The sequence below is a fragment of the Shewanella aegiceratis genome (genome assembly GCF_019457495.1).
Classification (GTDB): domain Bacteria; phylum Pseudomonadota; class Gammaproteobacteria; order Enterobacterales; family Shewanellaceae; genus Shewanella; species Shewanella loihica.
Map to the genome: position 1 here is coordinate 390922 of NZ_CP080416.1, position 15668 is coordinate 406589.

The 15668-nt window shown below is 55.3% G+C and carries 18 protein-coding genes and 1 tRNA gene; 14 read left to right on the plus strand and 5 right to left on the minus strand.

The window, feature by feature from the left end; all coding sequences use genetic code 11:
- Positions 1 to 27 precede the first annotated feature (27 nt).
- The 10 genes from K0H80_RS01760 (at position 28) to K0H80_RS01805 (ending at position 8919) form a co-directional block, all read left to right on the plus strand.
- Complete coding sequence (locus K0H80_RS01760; RefSeq protein ID WP_011864155.1) at positions 28 to 453, plus strand: rhodanese-like domain-containing protein; 426 nt, start codon at positions 28 to 30, stop codon at positions 451 to 453.
- Between the two features lie 84 nt (positions 454 to 537).
- The gene (locus tag K0H80_RS01765) at positions 538 to 1323 is read left to right on the plus strand and encodes an FKBP-type peptidyl-prolyl cis-trans isomerase (protein WP_258406155.1); all 786 of its coding nucleotides are present in this window, start codon (positions 538 to 540) and stop codon (positions 1321 to 1323) included.
- A gap of 28 nt (positions 1324 to 1351) precedes the next feature.
- Positions 1352 to 2044 (plus strand): tetratricopeptide repeat protein, encoded by a 693-nt coding sequence (locus K0H80_RS01770; RefSeq protein WP_220072876.1) that lies wholly within the window; start codon positions 1352 to 1354, stop codon positions 2042 to 2044.
- Between the two features lie 60 nt (positions 2045 to 2104).
- Positions 2105 to 2809: a 4Fe-4S dicluster domain-containing protein gene (locus tag K0H80_RS01775; RefSeq protein WP_220072877.1), complete on the plus strand. Its 705-nt coding sequence runs from the start codon at positions 2105 to 2107 to the stop codon at positions 2807 to 2809.
- A gap of 2 nt (positions 2810 to 2811) precedes the next feature.
- Positions 2812 to 3759 (plus strand): NrfD/PsrC family molybdoenzyme membrane anchor subunit, encoded by a 948-nt coding sequence (nrfD, locus tag K0H80_RS01780; RefSeq protein ID WP_011864159.1) that lies wholly within the window; start codon positions 2812 to 2814, stop codon positions 3757 to 3759.
- Positions 3760 to 3814: 55 nt separating this feature from the next.
- Positions 3815 to 4303: a nitrous oxide reductase accessory protein NosL gene (locus K0H80_RS01785; protein ID WP_011864160.1), complete on the plus strand. Its 489-nt coding sequence runs from the start codon at positions 3815 to 3817 to the stop codon at positions 4301 to 4303.
- Between the two features lie 112 nt (positions 4304 to 4415).
- The gene (nosD, locus tag K0H80_RS01790; RefSeq protein WP_258406156.1) at positions 4416 to 5684 is read left to right on the plus strand and encodes a nitrous oxide reductase family maturation protein NosD; all 1269 of its coding nucleotides are present in this window, start codon (positions 4416 to 4418) and stop codon (positions 5682 to 5684) included.
- A complete protein-coding gene (locus K0H80_RS01795; protein WP_220072878.1) occupies positions 5681 to 6610 on the plus strand; it encodes an ABC transporter ATP-binding protein in 930 nt (309 codons plus the stop codon). The genes nosD and K0H80_RS01795 overlap by 4 nt, the downstream gene beginning before the upstream one ends.
- The gene (locus K0H80_RS01800) at positions 6607 to 7458 is read left to right on the plus strand and encodes an ABC transporter permease (protein ID WP_220072879.1); all 852 of its coding nucleotides are present in this window, start codon (positions 6607 to 6609) and stop codon (positions 7456 to 7458) included. The genes K0H80_RS01795 and K0H80_RS01800 overlap by 4 nt, the downstream gene beginning before the upstream one ends.
- Positions 7459 to 7638: 180 nt before the next feature.
- On the plus strand, positions 7639 to 8919 hold the full coding sequence (locus K0H80_RS01805; RefSeq protein WP_220072880.1) for a winged helix-turn-helix domain-containing protein: 1281 nt from the start codon (positions 7639 to 7641) through the stop codon (positions 8917 to 8919).
- A gap of 69 nt (positions 8920 to 8988) precedes the next feature.
- On the opposite strand, the gene fre is transcribed toward K0H80_RS01805, so the two are convergent.
- Together fre and ubiD are read right to left on the minus strand one after the other, a co-directional pair.
- On the minus strand, positions 8989 to 9687 hold the full coding sequence (gene fre / locus K0H80_RS01810; protein ID WP_220072881.1) for an NAD(P)H-flavin reductase: 699 nt from the start codon (positions 9685 to 9687) through the stop codon (positions 8989 to 8991).
- Positions 9688 to 9821: 134 nt separating this feature from the next.
- On the minus strand, positions 9822 to 11303 hold the full coding sequence (gene ubiD / locus K0H80_RS01815) for a 4-hydroxy-3-polyprenylbenzoate decarboxylase (protein ID WP_144200074.1): 1482 nt from the start codon (positions 11301 to 11303) through the stop codon (positions 9822 to 9824).
- 167 nt (positions 11304 to 11470) lie between these two features.
- On the opposite strand from ubiD, the gene K0H80_RS01820 reads away from it, so the two are divergent.
- Positions 11471 to 11947, plus strand: coding sequence for a hypothetical protein (locus K0H80_RS01820; RefSeq protein ID WP_220072882.1), 477 nt, complete (start codon positions 11471 to 11473; stop codon positions 11945 to 11947).
- A gap of 28 nt (positions 11948 to 11975) precedes the next feature.
- Here K0H80_RS01820 and lepB read toward each other — a convergent pair whose 3' ends face one another.
- Positions 11976 to 12569 (minus strand): signal peptidase I, encoded by a 594-nt coding sequence (gene lepB, locus K0H80_RS01825; RefSeq protein ID WP_258406228.1) that lies wholly within the window; start codon positions 12567 to 12569, stop codon positions 11976 to 11978.
- Between the two features lie 251 nt (positions 12570 to 12820).
- Entirely contained in the window at positions 12821 to 12952 is a 132-nt protein-coding gene (locus K0H80_RS19715; protein WP_258406157.1) for a hypothetical protein, read from the minus strand.
- A gap of 162 nt (positions 12953 to 13114) precedes the next feature.
- On the opposite strand from K0H80_RS19715, the gene yjjG reads away from it, so the two are divergent.
- Positions 13115 to 13792: a pyrimidine 5'-nucleotidase gene (gene yjjG / locus K0H80_RS01835; RefSeq protein WP_011864169.1), complete on the plus strand. Its 678-nt coding sequence runs from the start codon at positions 13115 to 13117 to the stop codon at positions 13790 to 13792.
- A gap of 11 nt (positions 13793 to 13803) precedes the next feature.
- Here the strand turns inward: yjjG and K0H80_RS01840 are convergent, their stop codons facing one another.
- A complete protein-coding gene (locus K0H80_RS01840) occupies positions 13804 to 14295 on the minus strand; it encodes a type IV pilin protein (RefSeq protein WP_220072883.1) in 492 nt (163 codons plus the stop codon).
- Positions 14296 to 14484: 189 nt separating this feature from the next.
- On the opposite strand from K0H80_RS01840, the gene K0H80_RS01845 reads away from it, so the two are divergent.
- Positions 14485 to 14575: transfer RNA gene (locus K0H80_RS01845), tRNA-Ser, on the plus strand.
- Positions 14576 to 15148: 573 nt separating this feature from the next.
- Complete coding sequence (locus tag K0H80_RS01850) at positions 15149 to 15547, plus strand: hypothetical protein (protein WP_041406303.1); 399 nt, start codon at positions 15149 to 15151, stop codon at positions 15545 to 15547.
- Positions 15548 to 15668: the final 121 nt, after the last annotated feature.

A 15668-nucleotide genomic window follows, 5' to 3' on the forward strand; every position in this document is an offset into this window, starting at 1 on the left:
AGCGCCGGGTATTAGAGGAGAGAGAAGATGAAATCCAAACTAGGGCTATCACTGGCTCTGCTGCTAGGGTTAACTCCACTTTGTAGCCTGGCGGGCGGTGGCGCCGAGATGGCACCGGCGCACAGATACGAGCATAGCCTGCATACCATCAGCTTGGCCGAGGCCGAGGCCCTGCTGGCTCAGAAAGATGTCTACTTCTTCGACGTCAACACCCTGGAGCTGTGGGCCGAGGGCTATATCCCTGGGGCCGTCTACTTCAATGTCGATAACTGGAAAACCCTGCTGCCTGAGGATAAGGCGGCGCGCATGGTGTTTTACTGTGCCAATCGCCTCTGCAATGCCAGCGAGATCGCGGCCCATCAGGTAATGAAGCTGGGCTACACCAATGTGATGCAGATGCACGATGGCATCTATGGCTGGCGCCTGTCGGGTAGAAGTATTGAAAAACCATAACAAACAGAATTTTGCCTAAGATTTTGAATATTAGGCATTTTGAATAATAGACCTTTTGAGCAATAGATGATTGAGAGTGTGAATATGAAAGCGAATCTACTGAAATCTTGTCGTGTCACCACCTTAGCCCTGGCCTGCACCTGGTCATTCTTTGCCACGGCAAGCGAGTCGCCCCAGGAGGTCGAAGATGCCTCCTATGCATTGGGGGCCTCTGTCGGTCATTACATCTCGGGCAAGATCTATAACCAGGTCGACCTTGGCGCCCAGGTCAAGGTCGATACCGTGATCCAGGGGGTGATAGACGCCCTCAAGGGTGAGGGCAAGATGTCCAACGAAGAGATACTAACTCACCTCAACGCCCGCGCCGAGTGGCTCAACAACGCCAAGGCCGCCAAACTCGAAGCCTTAGCCAGTAAGCATCAGGCCGAGGGCCAGGCCTACCTGGCGGCCAACCAGGCCAAACCTGGAGTCAAGGTGACCGAGTCGGGTCTGCAATATGAGGTGATCAAACAGGGCGACGGTCCTAAGCCGGTCGAGTCCGATGTGGTCACTGTTCATTATGTGGGTAAGCTGCTGGACGGCACCGAATTTGATAACTCTTATGAGCGCGACGAGCCCAACCGTTTCGCCCTGCTGTCGGTGATCGACGGCTGGAAAGAGGGGATCGCCCTGATGAATGTGGGCTCGACATATCGCCTGACCATTCCTGCCGAGCTGGCCTATGGCAAGGAGGTCGTCGGCGTGATCCCGCCTGGCTCGACCCTGATCTTCGATGTCGAGCTGCTCAAGATGGAGGCACCCGGCGAGAACGCCCACGGCATGGGCCTCAGCGGTATGGGCATGGGCGGCATGATGGGCATGGGCCACTAGTTTAGGTTATCGGCAGTAGGTGCTTGTTATGAATAGTTTAGTGTTCGCCATGGCGGTAACCCTGGTCTGTTTTATTGCGCCAATCTGGCGCCACTATTTCATCCAAGAGGCAAACGCCCTGGCTGGCGATGCGACCATCCCTGCTAGGAAGCAGACCCTGACACCTATTGTGGTGACAGGCATGCTACTGCTGATACCACTTACCCTCTATGGCCTGCTGGGCCGCTTCAACGACTGGCATACCGGCCAGATCGACGAGAACATCGATTACTTGATCGCCGCCGACATCAACAAGAATGCGCGCATCTTGGATGACACGCCCCTAGACAGGCTGGCCTTGCTCAACCTGGCCAATGCCTACACAGAAGGGGGACGCTACGGCGAGGCGGTAGAGACCTTAGACAAATTACTGGCAATAGCGCCCGACGCCGAGCTGTATGGCATGAAGGCGACGGCGCTCTATTACCGTGATAACCGCGCCATGAGCCTGGAGGTCTCCCTCGTGATATCCCAGGCGCTGGCGCTCGACCCCGAGGAAGTGCAGTCACTGCTGCTGATGGCGACCCACGCTTATCTGAATAGGGATTTTCAGCAAGCGATCGTCCATTGGCGGCAGTTACTGGACAGCGATAACCCCAACATAAACCGAGCATCGATTAACTGTGCGATTGTCAACGCTGAGCAGAAGATGGCTAACCGTACCGTGACTGCATCTGAGTAAAAGTCACCAAAATGAAAGATTCAATGAGGTCGGCATGCGTGCCGACGGATGGAGGATGCTGTGAGTGAAAATATAGAGAGACGGAGGTTCCTGAAGTGCTTAGGAGCCGGCTCTTTGATGTTGGCGCCCTTGGGGTGCAGCGTTAAGGAGCAGACAGCGCAAGACGCTGCACCGCACTATGTGATGGTGTTCGATCAAAACAAATGTGTGGGGTGTGGCGGCTGTAAGGAGGCCTGTAACAAGGCCAATAATCTGCCCGAGGGACGTTCGCGGGTGTTACTGGAGCAGCAGTCATCTGCCGTTGCCGGGCAGGCTTGTCCGCACTGCGGCAAGACAGACTGTGACTGTCAGCGTAAGTATGTGCGGGTCTCCTGTCAGCAATGTCAGAACGCCCCCTGTGTGTCTGTGTGTCCCACAGGTGCGGCCCATAGGGATCCCAAGACGGGCATAGTGACCATGGACGCCAGCAAATGCGCCGGCTGTAAATACTGTATCGCCGCCTGTCCCTACAATGCCCGCTATATCAACAGCGAGACCGATGTGGCCGACAACTGCGACTTCTGTCTGCAGAGCAAGTTAGCCAAGGGAGAGCTGCCCGCCTGCGTGCAGGAGTGTCGCTACAACGCCCTGGTCTTTGGCGACGCCAACGACCCCAACTCCTATGTGAGCCGCCTGCTGGCGGTGAAGGATTCGGTGCGGGTCAAGGCTCATCTTGGCACTGAGCCGAGCCTACGTTACATACCTATCGTTAAGTTGGGGGTATAGAGATGGACGGAACACTCGAATTTACCATGGGCCTCTCGGAAGGGGTCGCCTGGCCTTGGCCCATCGCCGTTTACCTGTTCTTCGCTGGTATCTCGGGCGGTGCGCTGTCTGTCGCCCTGTTTATCCGCTTCTATAAGCAGCAGAGTGCCAATACTCCCTTCCTCAAGGCATCGGCGCTGATCGCCTTCGTCACCATAGCCCTGGGCATGCTCTGCCTGGTGCTGGACCTGACCAATCCGCTGTTCTTCTGGCGCATCTTGGTCTACTACAACCTCAACTCAGTGATGTCGGTCGGGGTGATCGCCCTGTCAGCCTATATTCCGCTGGTGGCCTTGATCGCCCTGTTCGCGCTTGAGGAAGAGATACGTCGCCTGCCTATGCTGGCGCCGCTGCTACCCTTGATCGACAAGCTCAGACCCTGGCGTCGTAGCAGTGAGACTCTGGTGCTGGTGTTGGCGCTGGCGGTATGTGCCTACACGGGCTTCTTGATCTCGGCGCTCATCCGCTTCCCCATCATTAACACCTCTGTGTTGCCGGCCCTGTTCGTGGCCTCTGGCCTGTCGGCCGGCGCGGCGGCGGCCAAGATGCTGGCGGTGGGGCTGTTTAAGGAAGACAGACACAGCAGCGACATGCAGATTCTGCACGGCGCCGAGTGGCCCATCATGTTTGCCGAAGCCCTGTTCCTCTTCATGATCATCATGTCGCTGGTGACAGGTAACGCCGGGGCCCAGAGCGCCTTCGAGGCCTTCCACACAGGCAGCTGGTCCATGGTGTTCTGGCTGGGTGTCGTGGGGGTGGGATTCGGCGGCCCCTTGCTGCTGAACTTCGCCACTGGCGAGCGCTTTAGCCATTCCTCTCAGGCCTTCTACCTCTCTGGCCTGTGCGCCGTGAGCGGCATGATGTGCCTGCGGATGTTTATCCTCTATGCCGGTCAGAACTTTGCCATCTGACCATCTTGCTCAGCCTCTGTGTGACAGGGGCTGATTTCCAGTTATAGGAGTCATAATGAGAGCCTTTATCTTCATCTTTATCAGCGCCTTGTTTATCTCGGGTTGTGGCGCCGCCGAGAGCGATACCCACAACCACGACGGCTTAGTGATAGGCAACCACGAGCGCTGCCACATGTGCGGCATGATGGTGAAGCAATACCCAGGCCCTAAGGGCAGCCTGGATCTTAAGGGTAACGAGATGCAGCCCAAGTTCTGCTCCACCCGGGATATGTTTATGTTTGCCCTGCAACCCGAGAATCGCCGTCAGGTCGAGGCGCTCTGGGTGCACGATATGGCGGCGACCGATTGGCAGCATCCGGAGGATGAGCATTTTATCGATGCCACCAAAGCCTGGTATGTCTATGGCTCAAACCGCAAGGCGGTGATGGGCGTTGCCGTGGCGCCTTTCTCCACTTTGGCTGCGGCCGAGGCCTTCGCCCAGCAATATGGCGGTGCGGTATTCGAATATGACGAGATCACCCTTGAGCTGCTGTCGGCAAAATAGGCGAAGCCTGTCATTCAGGCCGTCGCTTCGTCTGTTACTCAGGTTATCGCACAACCTTTGGCGACGACAAGGGCAGTGCCTGGCGCTGGTCTTGAGTCTAGGCCTCTGCTTAGTGCCTCATTTGGCCCTGGCCGCCGATGAGCCTCAGATCATAGAGGTGGGCGATAGCGAGTCGCTGCGCATGGCGCTGGCATCTGCACCAAATGACGCCGAGATACGACTGCTGCCTGGGCGTTACCTTGGGCGTTTCGAGGTCGATCAGCCGCTGACGCTGCGAGGCGAGCCTGGCGCGGTCTTAGATGCCAAAGGAGCAGGCTCGGCGCTGGTCGTCAGCGCGACCGGCGTGACCCTTACCCGGCTGACGATACGCAACTGGGGGCGGGATCTCTATGAGAAAGATGCCGCCATTCGTCTGCTGCCTAGCGCCAACGAGGTGACCATTGTCGCCAATGAGCTCAGTGGTCCTGGCTTTGGTATCTACGCCAGCGAGGTGAGTGACCTTAAGCTAAAGGACAATCAGATTGAGGGGGAGGCCGAGGCCTTCTTGTTGGATCGTGGTGATGGGATTCATCTGCTGAAGGTGAACTATCCCCATGTCAGCGGCAATCGCATCAAAACGGTGCGCGATGGCATCTACCTGGAGTCTGGCGTCGGTAGCCGTGTCTATGGCAATCATCTCTCTGAGCTGCAGTACGGCCTGCACTATATGTATACCAAGCAGGATGAGGCCATGGATAACCTGGCCTGTCGGGTCAGTGGTGGCTATGCCCTGATGAACTCAGAGGGAATACGCTTGGTGTTTAATCGCGTGCGCGAGGCCAAAGAGTTTGGCGTGCTGCTTAACCTTACCCATGACGCCGAGATCCAGGCTAATCAGATCGAGGCCACCCAGATGCCCAATAGTGTCGCCGGGGATCTCTTTAGCGAGGGCAAGGGGCTGTTTGTCTATGGCGCCAAACGCAATCAGATCAGCGGTAACTATATCGCAGGTAATCAGATAGGTATCGCCATGGCGCTCGGCGGCGAGGACAACCTTGTCTATCAAAACCAGTTTCTGGCTAATGCCACCCAGGTGCGTTACGTGGGAGAGACGCGAGTGGAGTGGAGTCTACAGGGGCGGGGAAATTATTGGAGCGATTATCGGGGCTGGGACCTCGATGGCGATGGTATCGGTGATGGTCAACATCTGCCAAATGACAGTTTAGATCGCCTGTTTTGGCTGTACCCGGAGGCGAAGTTCTTGATGGAGAGTCCCCTAGTGAAATTATTGAAGTGGCTGGATAACCAGCTGCAAGGCGAACATTCGGTCGGCGTGGTCGACAGTCATCCCGTGATGGCGCCGCCACCTCTTCTTGGCCCCGCCGCCTGGGAGTCATTATGAGTCAGATGGCGGTGAGTTTTAAGCAGGTGAGCCACTATTTCGATGAGCTGCGCGCCTTGAACGATCTCAGCTTCTCTCTGCCGGGGGGCAAGTTGATGGCGCTGCTGGGTCATAACGGCGCGGGTAAATCGACACTTATCAAGATGATCTTAGGCCTGCTGCATCCCAGCCAGGGGGAGGTGAGTGTGCTGGGCCAGACCCAGAGTCAGACATCGAAGGTCGCCTCGACCGACATCGGCTACCTGCCGGAGAACATCAGTTTTTACGATAAGTTGACCGGCCATGAGGTGCTGAGTTACTTCGCCGCGCTTAAAGGGGTCTCTGCTCGGGCGGTCGCCCCTCTGCTGGAAGAGTTTGGCCTGGGTTATGCCCAGCACAAGGCGGTTAAGGGCTACTCCAAGGGGATGAAACAGCGCCTTGGGTTTGCCCAGGCAATACTGGCGCGGCCCAGGCTGCTCTTGCTGGATGAGCCGACCGTGGGGCTGGATCCCCAGGCGTCTCAGTTTATCTATCACAAGCTTAAGCAGCTGACCGCTCAGGGCTGCACGGCCATCGTCTGTACCCACGAGTTACAGCTGGTGGAACCGCAGCTGGACTTGGCCTTAGTGCTGGGGCGGGGCCGGAGGTTGGCCTTTGGCACCCTGGATGAGCTGGTGCTAAGTTGCGACCTGGGTGTGCGTATGGCCCATCCGGCTCTGGCTCGCCTGGTCGAGACCCATCCCCTATTACAATCTTTTTATCGAGATGGCGACCTGATTTGCCCCGTCTCACAACGCGAGGTGTTGATGAAATACCTGACCCTAGAATGCCAGCTGTTTGATGTGAAGGTGACACTTCCTGATCTGGCCCAGGTGTACTATGCCAAGATGGCGCAGATGCAGGTGATGAGCGAGCTGGGGCTCAGCCTTACCTCGGGAGAGCTATGATGTCGACCACAGTAAAACGGCCGAGTCTCCAGCTTATTCGGGTGATCGCCACCAAGGAGATGAAGGATAGCGTGCGCAATCGCTGGGTCATGGTGGTGTTTGCCATCTTCTGGCTGCTGGCCCTTTGTATGACCTTTGCCGGTAGCGCCGTGAGCGGCACACTGTCGCTGCCGAGCCTGAGCAGTGTGGTGGCCTCATTGACCACCATCTCGGTATTTATCATTCCGCTGGCGGCCATTTTGCTTAGCTACGATGCCTTCGTGGGGGAAGAGGAGGCGGGCACCCTGCAGCTGTTGCTCACCTATCCCGTGAGTAAGTCGCAGATCCTCGTCGGCAAGTTGTTGGCCCATGGCGGGGTGACCTTTACCGCCATCGCCAGTAGCTATGCTAGCAGCGCCGCCATGCTGATCTTGTTTGGCCGAGGAGAGCCCTGGGGCGAGATTCTATCGTCATTCGCGCTGCTGATCACCAGCAGCTGCCTGCTGGCGGTGATCTTCATCCTCATCAGCTATCTAGTCAGCCTGAAGTCGGCGGAGAAGGCCAGGGCCGTCGGCAGTCTGTTAGCCCTCTGGTTCGCCCTGGTGCTTATCTATGATCTATTGCTGTTGCTGCTCCTGGTGGCGGATCTTGGCTATGCCAGCCAGTGGTTGGTGAACCTGCTCATTTTATTGAATCCGACCGATCTCTACCGCGCCATCAATATGCTCGGCGCGAGTGCCCCGCTGGGCAGTTTAGGCCTGCTGGCCCAGTATGAATGGAGCCTGCCGCTGCTGCTAAGTGCCGGCGTTGCCTGGCTCTTGTCGCTGCTCTATTGGACGCGACGCGTGTTTATTCACAAGCTGGTATAGCCCTTGGCATTTTCTAGAGAGCCGGGATTTGGGCGCTAGTTCACACTCTGAGTCGCGGCCTGAAATCCTGGCCTGGGATTTGAGTGAGTAGTCACGGTAATTTTTGGCGAATGTTAATAAAATGCCAAAGATAACAATAAGATATTTCTAATTAACGGTTAGGAATTATTGAGGTGTCAGGTGTTAAAAATTACGCCATATCTTGAGTTCGATGATGAGGCGCACCAACTGCACGATCGTACCTGTGGCGCCACGATAGGGCTGAGCTTTTCCGAGTCGGCGGTGTTGGCTCACCTGCTTTCGCAGCCCGATGCCATCTGCGACAAGGAGGCCTTGATTGGAGTGGGTTGGCCCGATCGTGTGGTGGCGGCAACCTCGCTGACTCAATGCATCAGCACCCTGCGCAAGAAGCTGGAACCCTTTCCTGAGATACAGTTAAAGACCATAGCCCGGCGTGGTTATCAGCTCCATGTATCGCCTAAATCCCATGTGACCATGCTGGCGGTAAGCGATGCGGGCTCGATCAAAGATGCGCTCATCGATGTTTCTCTTATGGTCAAGGTCAGCGGCATTCTGATCCTGCTGGGGATAGTGGCGACCCTCTGGTATCAGAGTGATTATCACCAGGTGATGAAGCATGCGGCCAGATGGGCCTCGGATCATGAGATCAATCTCGACATTGGTGGCACCACCCGGCCCGTGACGCTAATTAATCCTAAGGGGGTCGATAGCCTGCACCCTTCCATGTGGCAGAAGCATATCGCACCTGAGAGCAATAGCATCCAAGGGTTTAACAATTTTGGCGGCTTTGCCTTCACCGATGGTAACCATTATTCGATGGCGCTCTGCGATCTGGATGAGCGCGGCGAGTGTCGCCGGGACAAGATAGTCAACCTGACGGCGATCGATCTCACCCCGGCGGGGCTCAACATGGTGGAATTTGTCGAGCTGAGTAAGCGGATGGAGGAGCGGATACGCTATAACCGCATCCTTATCCCGCCTGGTGAGGCTGGCGGTGACCTGGTGGAACACCACTACAATGGTGACGTCTATTTTCCCGTGGCCGACGAGTTGTTGGTGCGCGCCGACATAGGGATCTCTCTGGTGTATGAGCAGCCCCTCGGCGGCAAGTTCTACTCCCGTGCCTGTATCACGGACCAGGACTGTCTGACCACGCCGATAAAGTATCAGATCCGCGGCGAGTTCGAGCAGTATCGCCAGAAGCTGGGGCAACTGGATGTGGACGTGTTTCATGTAAAGGTGAGACAGAAAGATCTCATCATGCCCGACGTGGTGAGCGCTTCGGCGATGCATTTCTATCGCGAGATCCGCAAGCACAATATCCGCGACGAGGAGCTGTTTTACATGCGGGTTCATGCCGACAACGGCACGGCGGTGTGGGTGGTGCCTCTGCTGGGCAGCCTGGTGGCCTGGACCAAATATGAGAAGGTGGCGCTTTAGCCAAATAGCGATAGGGCTTGAATCAAGTTAGCCCCGGCCTCGCGGACCAGGGCTAAGCGCAGATGAGATTTACTTGATGAAGGCGAAGGCGTCGCCGTAGAGGTGTTCCTCTTCGACGCCTATCTCGCGGAAGACTTCGCGGGCGGCGCCGACCATGTCGAAACGACCGGCGATATAGATGTCGTAGCCGTTGAGGCTGACATAGTCCTGCTTGATCTGCGCCAACAGGTTGGCGGTCTTACCCTGCCAATCTGGCGTCGACTCTTCTACCACAGGCACGAAATGTAGCCAGGGGTGATCCTGATGCCACTGGCGTGCCAGCGACTCATAGTACATGGCGTCCTGATTACGACAGCCCCAGTAGAGGGTGGTTTCGACCTTCTGTTCCAGGGCAATCGCCTGCTCGACGATACTCTTGATGTAGGAGAAGCCAGTGCCGCCGGCGATCAGCAGGCGGGGTCTGTGGCTTTCGCTGCGCAGGAAGGCTTCGCCGCCCGGTGCCTCGATGTCGATATATTCGCTCAGCTGTAAACGTTCGACCACCTGCATGGGGTAGCTCTCGCTGACCGCCGCGCCAATGTGCAGCTCGATCTGCACGCTACCCGGCGCCGAGGCGATAGAGAAGGGACGTTTATCTTTTTCACCCATTACGACGCAAAGGTACTGCCCAGCCTTAAATTCGAAGCTGGTTTCTGGGGTTAATGCTACCTGATAGACGGCATCATTAAAGGCGGTAACATGTTCAACTTTACAGCGTATGGTGTTCATTCGTTTTCCTTTCAGACCCTCTCTGTGGAGGTTTAGCACCTCTGAATACCCGATTAAATTGTTCAGGTATTCAAAGGGTTAACTTCTTTGATTTATTTTTAAAATTCAGACGATTAGTTTACGCCTGATACTGATTATAGTGTCGGGGCATCGTCTATGCCCAGGTCATCCCAGATCGCATCGATTCTCTGTTTGACCGCTTCGTCCATGACGATAGGGGTGCCCCACTCGCGGTTGGTTTCTCCTTCCCACTTGTTGGTGGCATCCATACCCATCTTGGAGCCGAGTCCGGCCACAGGAGAGGCGAAATCCAGATAGTCGATAGGGGTGTTGTCTATCATGACGGTATCGCGCTTTGGATCCATCCGGGTGGTGATTGCCCAGATAACATCGTTCCAGTCGCGGCAGTTGACATCCTCATCCACTATGATGATGAACTTGGTGTACATAAACTGGCGCAGGAAGGACCAGGCGCCCATCATCACCCTCTTGGCGTGCCCTGGATATTGCTTGCGGATGGAGATCACCGCCATGCGATAGGAGCAGCCTTCGGGCGGCAGATAGAAGTCGACGATCTCAGGGTATTGCTTACGCAAGATAGGCACGAACACCTCGTTCAGTGCCACCCCAAGCATGGCGGGCTCATCGGGTGGCCTGCCGGTATAGGTGCTGTGGTAGATGGCGTCGCGTCTATGGCTGACATGGGTCACTGTGAACACGGGGAACTCGTCGGTTTCGTTGTAGTAACCCGTGTGATCCCCGTAGGGGCCCTCTTCGGCCATCTCGCCCGGTTCGATATAACCTTCGAGGATGATCTCGCTGGTGGCGGGCACCTCGAGATCGCAGCTCAGCGCCTTACATACTTCGGTGCGCTCGCCCCGCAGCAGGCCGGCAAAGGCGTATTCGCTCATGGCGTCGGGCACAGGCGTCACGGCGCCTAAGATGGTCACGGGGTCGGCGCCCAGCGCCACCACAACCGGGTAACGTTCGCCCGGATGCTGCTCTTTAAAGTCTTTGAAATCCAGCGCGCCGCCGCGATGATCCAGCCAGCGCATGATCAGCTTGTTCTTGCCCAGTAGCTGCTGGCGATAGATACCTAAGTTTTGTCGCTTCTGCCTCGGCCCCTTGGTGATGGTCAATCCCCAGGTCACCAGCGGAGCCACGTCGCCAGGCCAGCAGTGCTGAATAGGCAGCTTGGTGAGATCCACCTCATCGCCGCTGACCACCACCTCCTGGCAGGGGGCGTTGCGCACTGTCTTGGGTGGCATGTTCAGCGCCTGCTTGAACATAGGGATCTTGGAGATGGCATCTTTAAAGCCGCGTGGCGGCTCAGGTTCCTTGAGGAAGGCCAGCAGCTCGCCCACATCGCGCAGGGCGAGGGGATCTTCCTTGCCCAGTGCCATGGCAACGCGTTTTGGGGTGCCAAACAAGTTGGCCAGCACAGGCATTGTCTTGCCGACAGGATTTTCAAACAGCAGCGCCGGGCCCTTGGCTCTCAGCACACGATCGGCGATCTCCGTCATCTCCAGATGGGGATCGACAGGGTGGGCGATACGCTTAAGTTCGCCATTGGCTTCGAGGTGATCGATAAAACTGCGTAAATCCTTAAAACTCATTTGGAAATACTCGCGTTGAGAAAAATGTGATATGGCGCGCACTATACCATTTATGGGCGCTATTCCCAAATAGCTTGCGTCGGCTTTGCGAGCCCGGCATGGCAAGATTTTCAGGGGGTATAATTAAGGGTAAGATGCGGTAAACCCCTTGAGAGTGAGGTGACAAGATGAAGCCCGATTTGAAACCTTTATTGCTCCTGGCGGGCGTGCTTTGGCTCGGGGCCTTGCCGCCCATAGTGAATGACGCCTGGGCGCTCAAGATAGACGATGAGTTCGAGGTGGATCCTGATTTTGGCGTGGATCCAGATTGGGAATATCGCCCCGACTGGGACAGGGACTTCTATGATCCCTGGCGCTGGCGTATCGGCATAGGCACAGGTTTTCCCTACTGGCGCCATGGCAGCTATGACTATTGGCGTGATGGCTGGCGTTACCCCTACCGTTACCAGCCGCGCAAATACCGCAAGCCGAAACCGCTCGCCCCACCCCAGCAAGTCACCACAAGTTTCACCCAGAGCGATGCCATTAAGAGCCTACCCGCAAACGCCAGGGTGAGGGTGAAAGAGGGCAGAACTGTATATGAATGGCAAGGGGTGGAGTATATCTACGACTGGAATAGCGACAGCTACATCAAGCTTAAGTAGCTGTCATTCTGTTGCTTCTCTTTAGCGATTAGATGGGTAGCAGCCAGCGCTCGCTTCTAAACCAATAGTAGCGCTCGGGATCGTTGGAGAAGGCAACCCTGTAGGCCTTGCCGGTGATCTCTTCGCGCGGAACGAAGCCGATAACACGTGAGTCGGCGCTGGCGTCGCGATTATCCCCAAGCGCCAGGTAGTGCCCCTCGGGGACAGTTACCGGGCCAAAATTGGCCAGTCTCGAGGGTTGGTCATTCAGCCTGATGGCGTGGGATTTGCCAGGCAGGGCTTCTTGCCAAACGCTAAAGGCTGTTTGTCCATCGCTAAGGGCATCTTTCCCTTGGCTAAAGGCTTTTTCGGTATTCTCTGTAAGTGCCAGTGGCTCGGCGCGATAGTTGAGGGCCACGCCGTTGAGATAGAGGCGGTTGTTGCGCATCGCCAGAGTGTCGCCGGGCAGGCCTATGATGCGTTTGACCAGCTTCTTGTCGGCCTTGGCCGAGTCGAAGGTAATGATGTCGCCACGCTCCGGGTCGGCCAGCTTCATCAGGCTGACATGGGTGAAGGGCAGGCGCAGATCGTAGGCCATCTTGTTCACCAGTATGCGGTCGCCCTGCACTATGGTGGGCAGCATGGAGCCGCTGGGCACATGGTTCCAGTCGGCCACCGCGCTACGAAATATTAGGGCCTGTTGACCTTTCCTGTTTGTTTTTGCAGCAGTTTGCAGGTTGTTGATACAAGGCGGAGCCTGTACCGTGTAGTTATTCTACACAAACTGGCGACAACGCCGTAGAAATGGCCTGCAAGCGCTGCCCAAAGGGTTCATCTCAACGCGCCCTGCTCAGTGTTGTTCGCAATTGCCATAGTATAACTATGCTTCATTGCTTACGCCTTGAGCATAACGCGGTGAGATTGAACAAAAATTAAACCTGAAAGATCAACAGGCCCTCGCATCAGGCCGATAAACAGAATGAACTGGCGGTGGTGTTTCACTTGTCGCATCACTTTTTTTAGCATACCAACTCCTTGGAAAGTAAAGTGTCTTAGCATCAGACGCCGCATCGACCAAGTGGTTCCTGCTGTGTTATCCCAGAAGCGTAAGCAAATATTTTTGCTCTGCCGAGCTCGGCATTGATATAGTGCTGCCTGTTGTCCTAAGGCCATACCCATGGAGAGAGAATGAAGTACCAGTGGATATTATTTGACGCCGATGAAACCCTGTTTCATTTCGACGCCTTTAAAGGATTACAGTTGATGTTTTCGCGCTTCGGTGTGGATTTCACCCTAGCCGATTTCGAAGAGTATCAAACGGTTAATCTGCCATTGTGGGTGGATTATCAAGACGGCAAGATCAGCGCCCGTCACCTGCAGGTGACCCGTTTTGAGCGTTGGGCCGAGAAGCTTTCTGTGACCGCCGAGCACCTTAATTCGGCGTTTCTCACGGCCATGGCCGACATCTGCACCCTGCTGCCTGGCGCCGCCGAGCTGGTGGATGCCCTCTATGGCAAGGTGAAGATGGGGATCATCACCAATGGCTTTACCGACCTGCAGACGGTGCGTCTGGAGCGTACCGGCTTGCTGCATGCCTTCTCACCCGTGGTGATCTCAGAAGAGGTGGGGGTCGCTAAACCCGACGTGGCGATCTTCGAACACGCCCTGTCGCAGATGGCGCATCCGCCCAGAGAGCATGTGTTGATGGTGGGAGATAATCCCCATTCGGATATTCAAGGCGGGCTTAACGCCGGCTTCGATACCTGTTGGCTCAACCGCGCCAGTCAGCCAGTCCCCGAGGGGATCACGCCCCACTATCAGGTGGCATCACTCACCGAGCTGCAACACCTGCTGCTCAAGGGCTAATGCCAATAGGGTTAGCAGCCCGAATCCACAATCTCGAAACTTGGGCCCTGGGTAGTACTCAGGGCCTGTGTGTATTTGAGGTAGCAGTTCTGGCTACTGGACTTCTTGCTCGGGTGCATGAAGCGGATAAAGGGCTCGGCCTTGTTATTGTGAAAGTACCAGTCGGCCGGGTCGTCGGCGTTGAACACAGCATCGGCAAAGCTGGCCTCGAGCAAGAGATCCCAAGCGTGGGCTGAGTCGGCGGCCGGGTAGCCATAGGCGAGCTCTACCTGATCGCCGTTGAGGCTTATGTTTGTACTGGCCTGTGTCTGCAGGTTTTCCAGACTCGCCTTGGTAAACACCAGGGGCAGGGTGCCGCTCATCTCGCTCTTGAGTCCCTGTAGGGCGGCGATGCGGGCATCGGACTGGATATTGATGAAACGTGGCAAGGCAATGGTGGCCAGAATGCCGAGTATGATGACAGTGATGACAAGTTCAATCAGGGTAAATCCGTTACGTTTCATCTTGCTACCTGGGGTTGGCTTTGTGCCTATACTACACCCTGAGCAGGCATTTGATCCCTAAAATAGGTCCGAAAAGGTTGTTTTTAACGCATTTGTCATCGAAAAATGCCTTAATGGATTATTTGTTGCTCAGTTAGTGAAATTTAGGCTTTACATTTAAAGTCCATTTCCTTACTATTCTCGGCGTTCGGAGAGATGGCAGAGTGGTCGAATGCACCGGTCTTGAAAACCGGCACGGGTTTATAGCCCGTCTAGGGTTCAAATCCCTATCTCTCCGCCACATTAAGAAAAAAGGCTTCCAGAAATGGAAGCCTTTTTTCGTTCTAACCCTAGCTAAGTTCTACCTAAGCGACTAAGCAAACATAAGCACTTTGAACCCAGGGTTCTTAATATTTAGGTCTGGATTCCTATCTATTCCATTTTGCTAGCCCATCGGCATCTGTGCCTAGGGGTTAACCCTAGTTCTCCTTTCCTTGCTTTAATTCCGTCTAACCCAACCTCAGTTGCAAATACCATGCATAATTATTCGCCAATGTGAATAGGCAAGTGGTCGTTAATCGGGGAAGAGGGGGCCGGTTTTACTGGGAGTTTGCGAGTAGATAAGTAGGCGCTAATAGGCTTACGACTCACAAAATTGCCGGCTTTTGTGATCAGTTTTGGTGTTTTTAAGGTTTGAAAATTGTTAAATGTGGCGTTTTTATCGCTAATTTGAATAAATTTTAAACATCAGGCTGGATCCCCGCTTTCTTTTACCGAGCGCTTTTTGCTATGCTCCCGCAGCATAAAAATACAGTGTAAATGATTCGCATTTTTTCAATTGCTGTCGATCGCATTCCAATTTTGGACTGATCTATTGAAACCTACTCCTAGTCATTTTCTGGCCGACGCACAGCGTGACCTCGCCCGGCTGGCAATTAGTCATCAGAAACAGTTGGCCTATCTGTTAAGCCTGCTGTTGCTCTGCTATTGCCTCTCGGTGGTGATCTCCAGCTATTTAGATAGCCGTGAGCTGATGCAGCTGTTGTCAGACTGGCTGCTTTGGGAGTCCTTCGATCTCTCCATGATGGGGCCTGTGTTCATCAGCCCGCTATTCATCTATCCGTATCTCTGTCTCTGTTTCATCGCTTATCAGCTGTTTTGCCTCCTGGCTTCCCAAGGGCCAGGCTACCCACTGCTGACATGCGATCTTAAGAGCGTCGAACATGACGCTCACGGCTGTCGCGCCCCTCCAAGCCTAACACTCTGTTTATAAAATACTTTAAGTATCCTTAGCCGCTTAATTTTCGCAGCTTGAGCCCTATTTTGCGCTCTATGCTTGCCCCTTGCTGGCCCGGATACCCTTGCCAAGCCCATTTGGCAATCTCATAAACTAG

Excerpts from the sequence above, each read along its gene's own strand:
- fre (WP_220072881.1), bottom strand. The coding sequence starts at position 9,687 with ATGAACACCATACGCTGTAAAGTTGAACATGTTACCGCCTTTAATGAT.
- ubiD (WP_144200074.1), bottom strand. The coding sequence starts at position 11,303 with ATGAGTTTTAAGGATTTACGCAGTTTTATCGATCACCTCGAAGCCAAT.
- K0H80_RS01795 (WP_220072878.1), top strand. The coding sequence starts at position 5,681 with ATGAGTCAGATGGCGGTGAGTTTTAAGCAGGTGAGCCACTATTTCGAT.
- K0H80_RS01820 (WP_220072882.1), top strand. The coding sequence starts at position 11,471 with ATGAAGCCCGATTTGAAACCTTTATTGCTCCTGGCGGGCGTGCTTTGG.
- K0H80_RS01770 (WP_220072876.1), top strand. The coding sequence starts at position 1,352 with ATGAATAGTTTAGTGTTCGCCATGGCGGTAACCCTGGTCTGTTTTATT.
- yjjG (WP_011864169.1), top strand. The coding sequence starts at position 13,115 with ATGAAGTACCAGTGGATATTATTTGACGCCGATGAAACCCTGTTTCAT.
- K0H80_RS01800 (WP_220072879.1), top strand. The coding sequence starts at position 6,607 with ATGATGTCGACCACAGTAAAACGGCCGAGTCTCCAGCTTATTCGGGTG.
- K0H80_RS01840 (WP_220072883.1), bottom strand. The coding sequence starts at position 14,295 with ATGAAACGTAACGGATTTACCCTGATTGAACTTGTCATCACTGTCATC.
- nrfD (WP_011864159.1), top strand. The coding sequence starts at position 2,812 with ATGGACGGAACACTCGAATTTACCATGGGCCTCTCGGAAGGGGTCGCC.
- K0H80_RS19715 (WP_258406157.1), bottom strand. The coding sequence starts at position 12,952 with ATGCTAAAAAAAGTGATGCGACAAGTGAAACACCACCGCCAGTTCATT.
- K0H80_RS01785 (WP_011864160.1), top strand. The coding sequence starts at position 3,815 with ATGAGAGCCTTTATCTTCATCTTTATCAGCGCCTTGTTTATCTCGGGT.
- K0H80_RS01760 (WP_011864155.1), top strand. The coding sequence starts at position 28 with ATGAAATCCAAACTAGGGCTATCACTGGCTCTGCTGCTAGGGTTAACT.
- K0H80_RS01765 (WP_258406155.1), top strand. The coding sequence starts at position 538 with ATGAAAGCGAATCTACTGAAATCTTGTCGTGTCACCACCTTAGCCCTG.
- lepB (WP_258406228.1), bottom strand. The coding sequence starts at position 12,569 with ATGCTGCCCACCATAGTGCAGGGCGACCGCATACTGGTGAACAAGATG.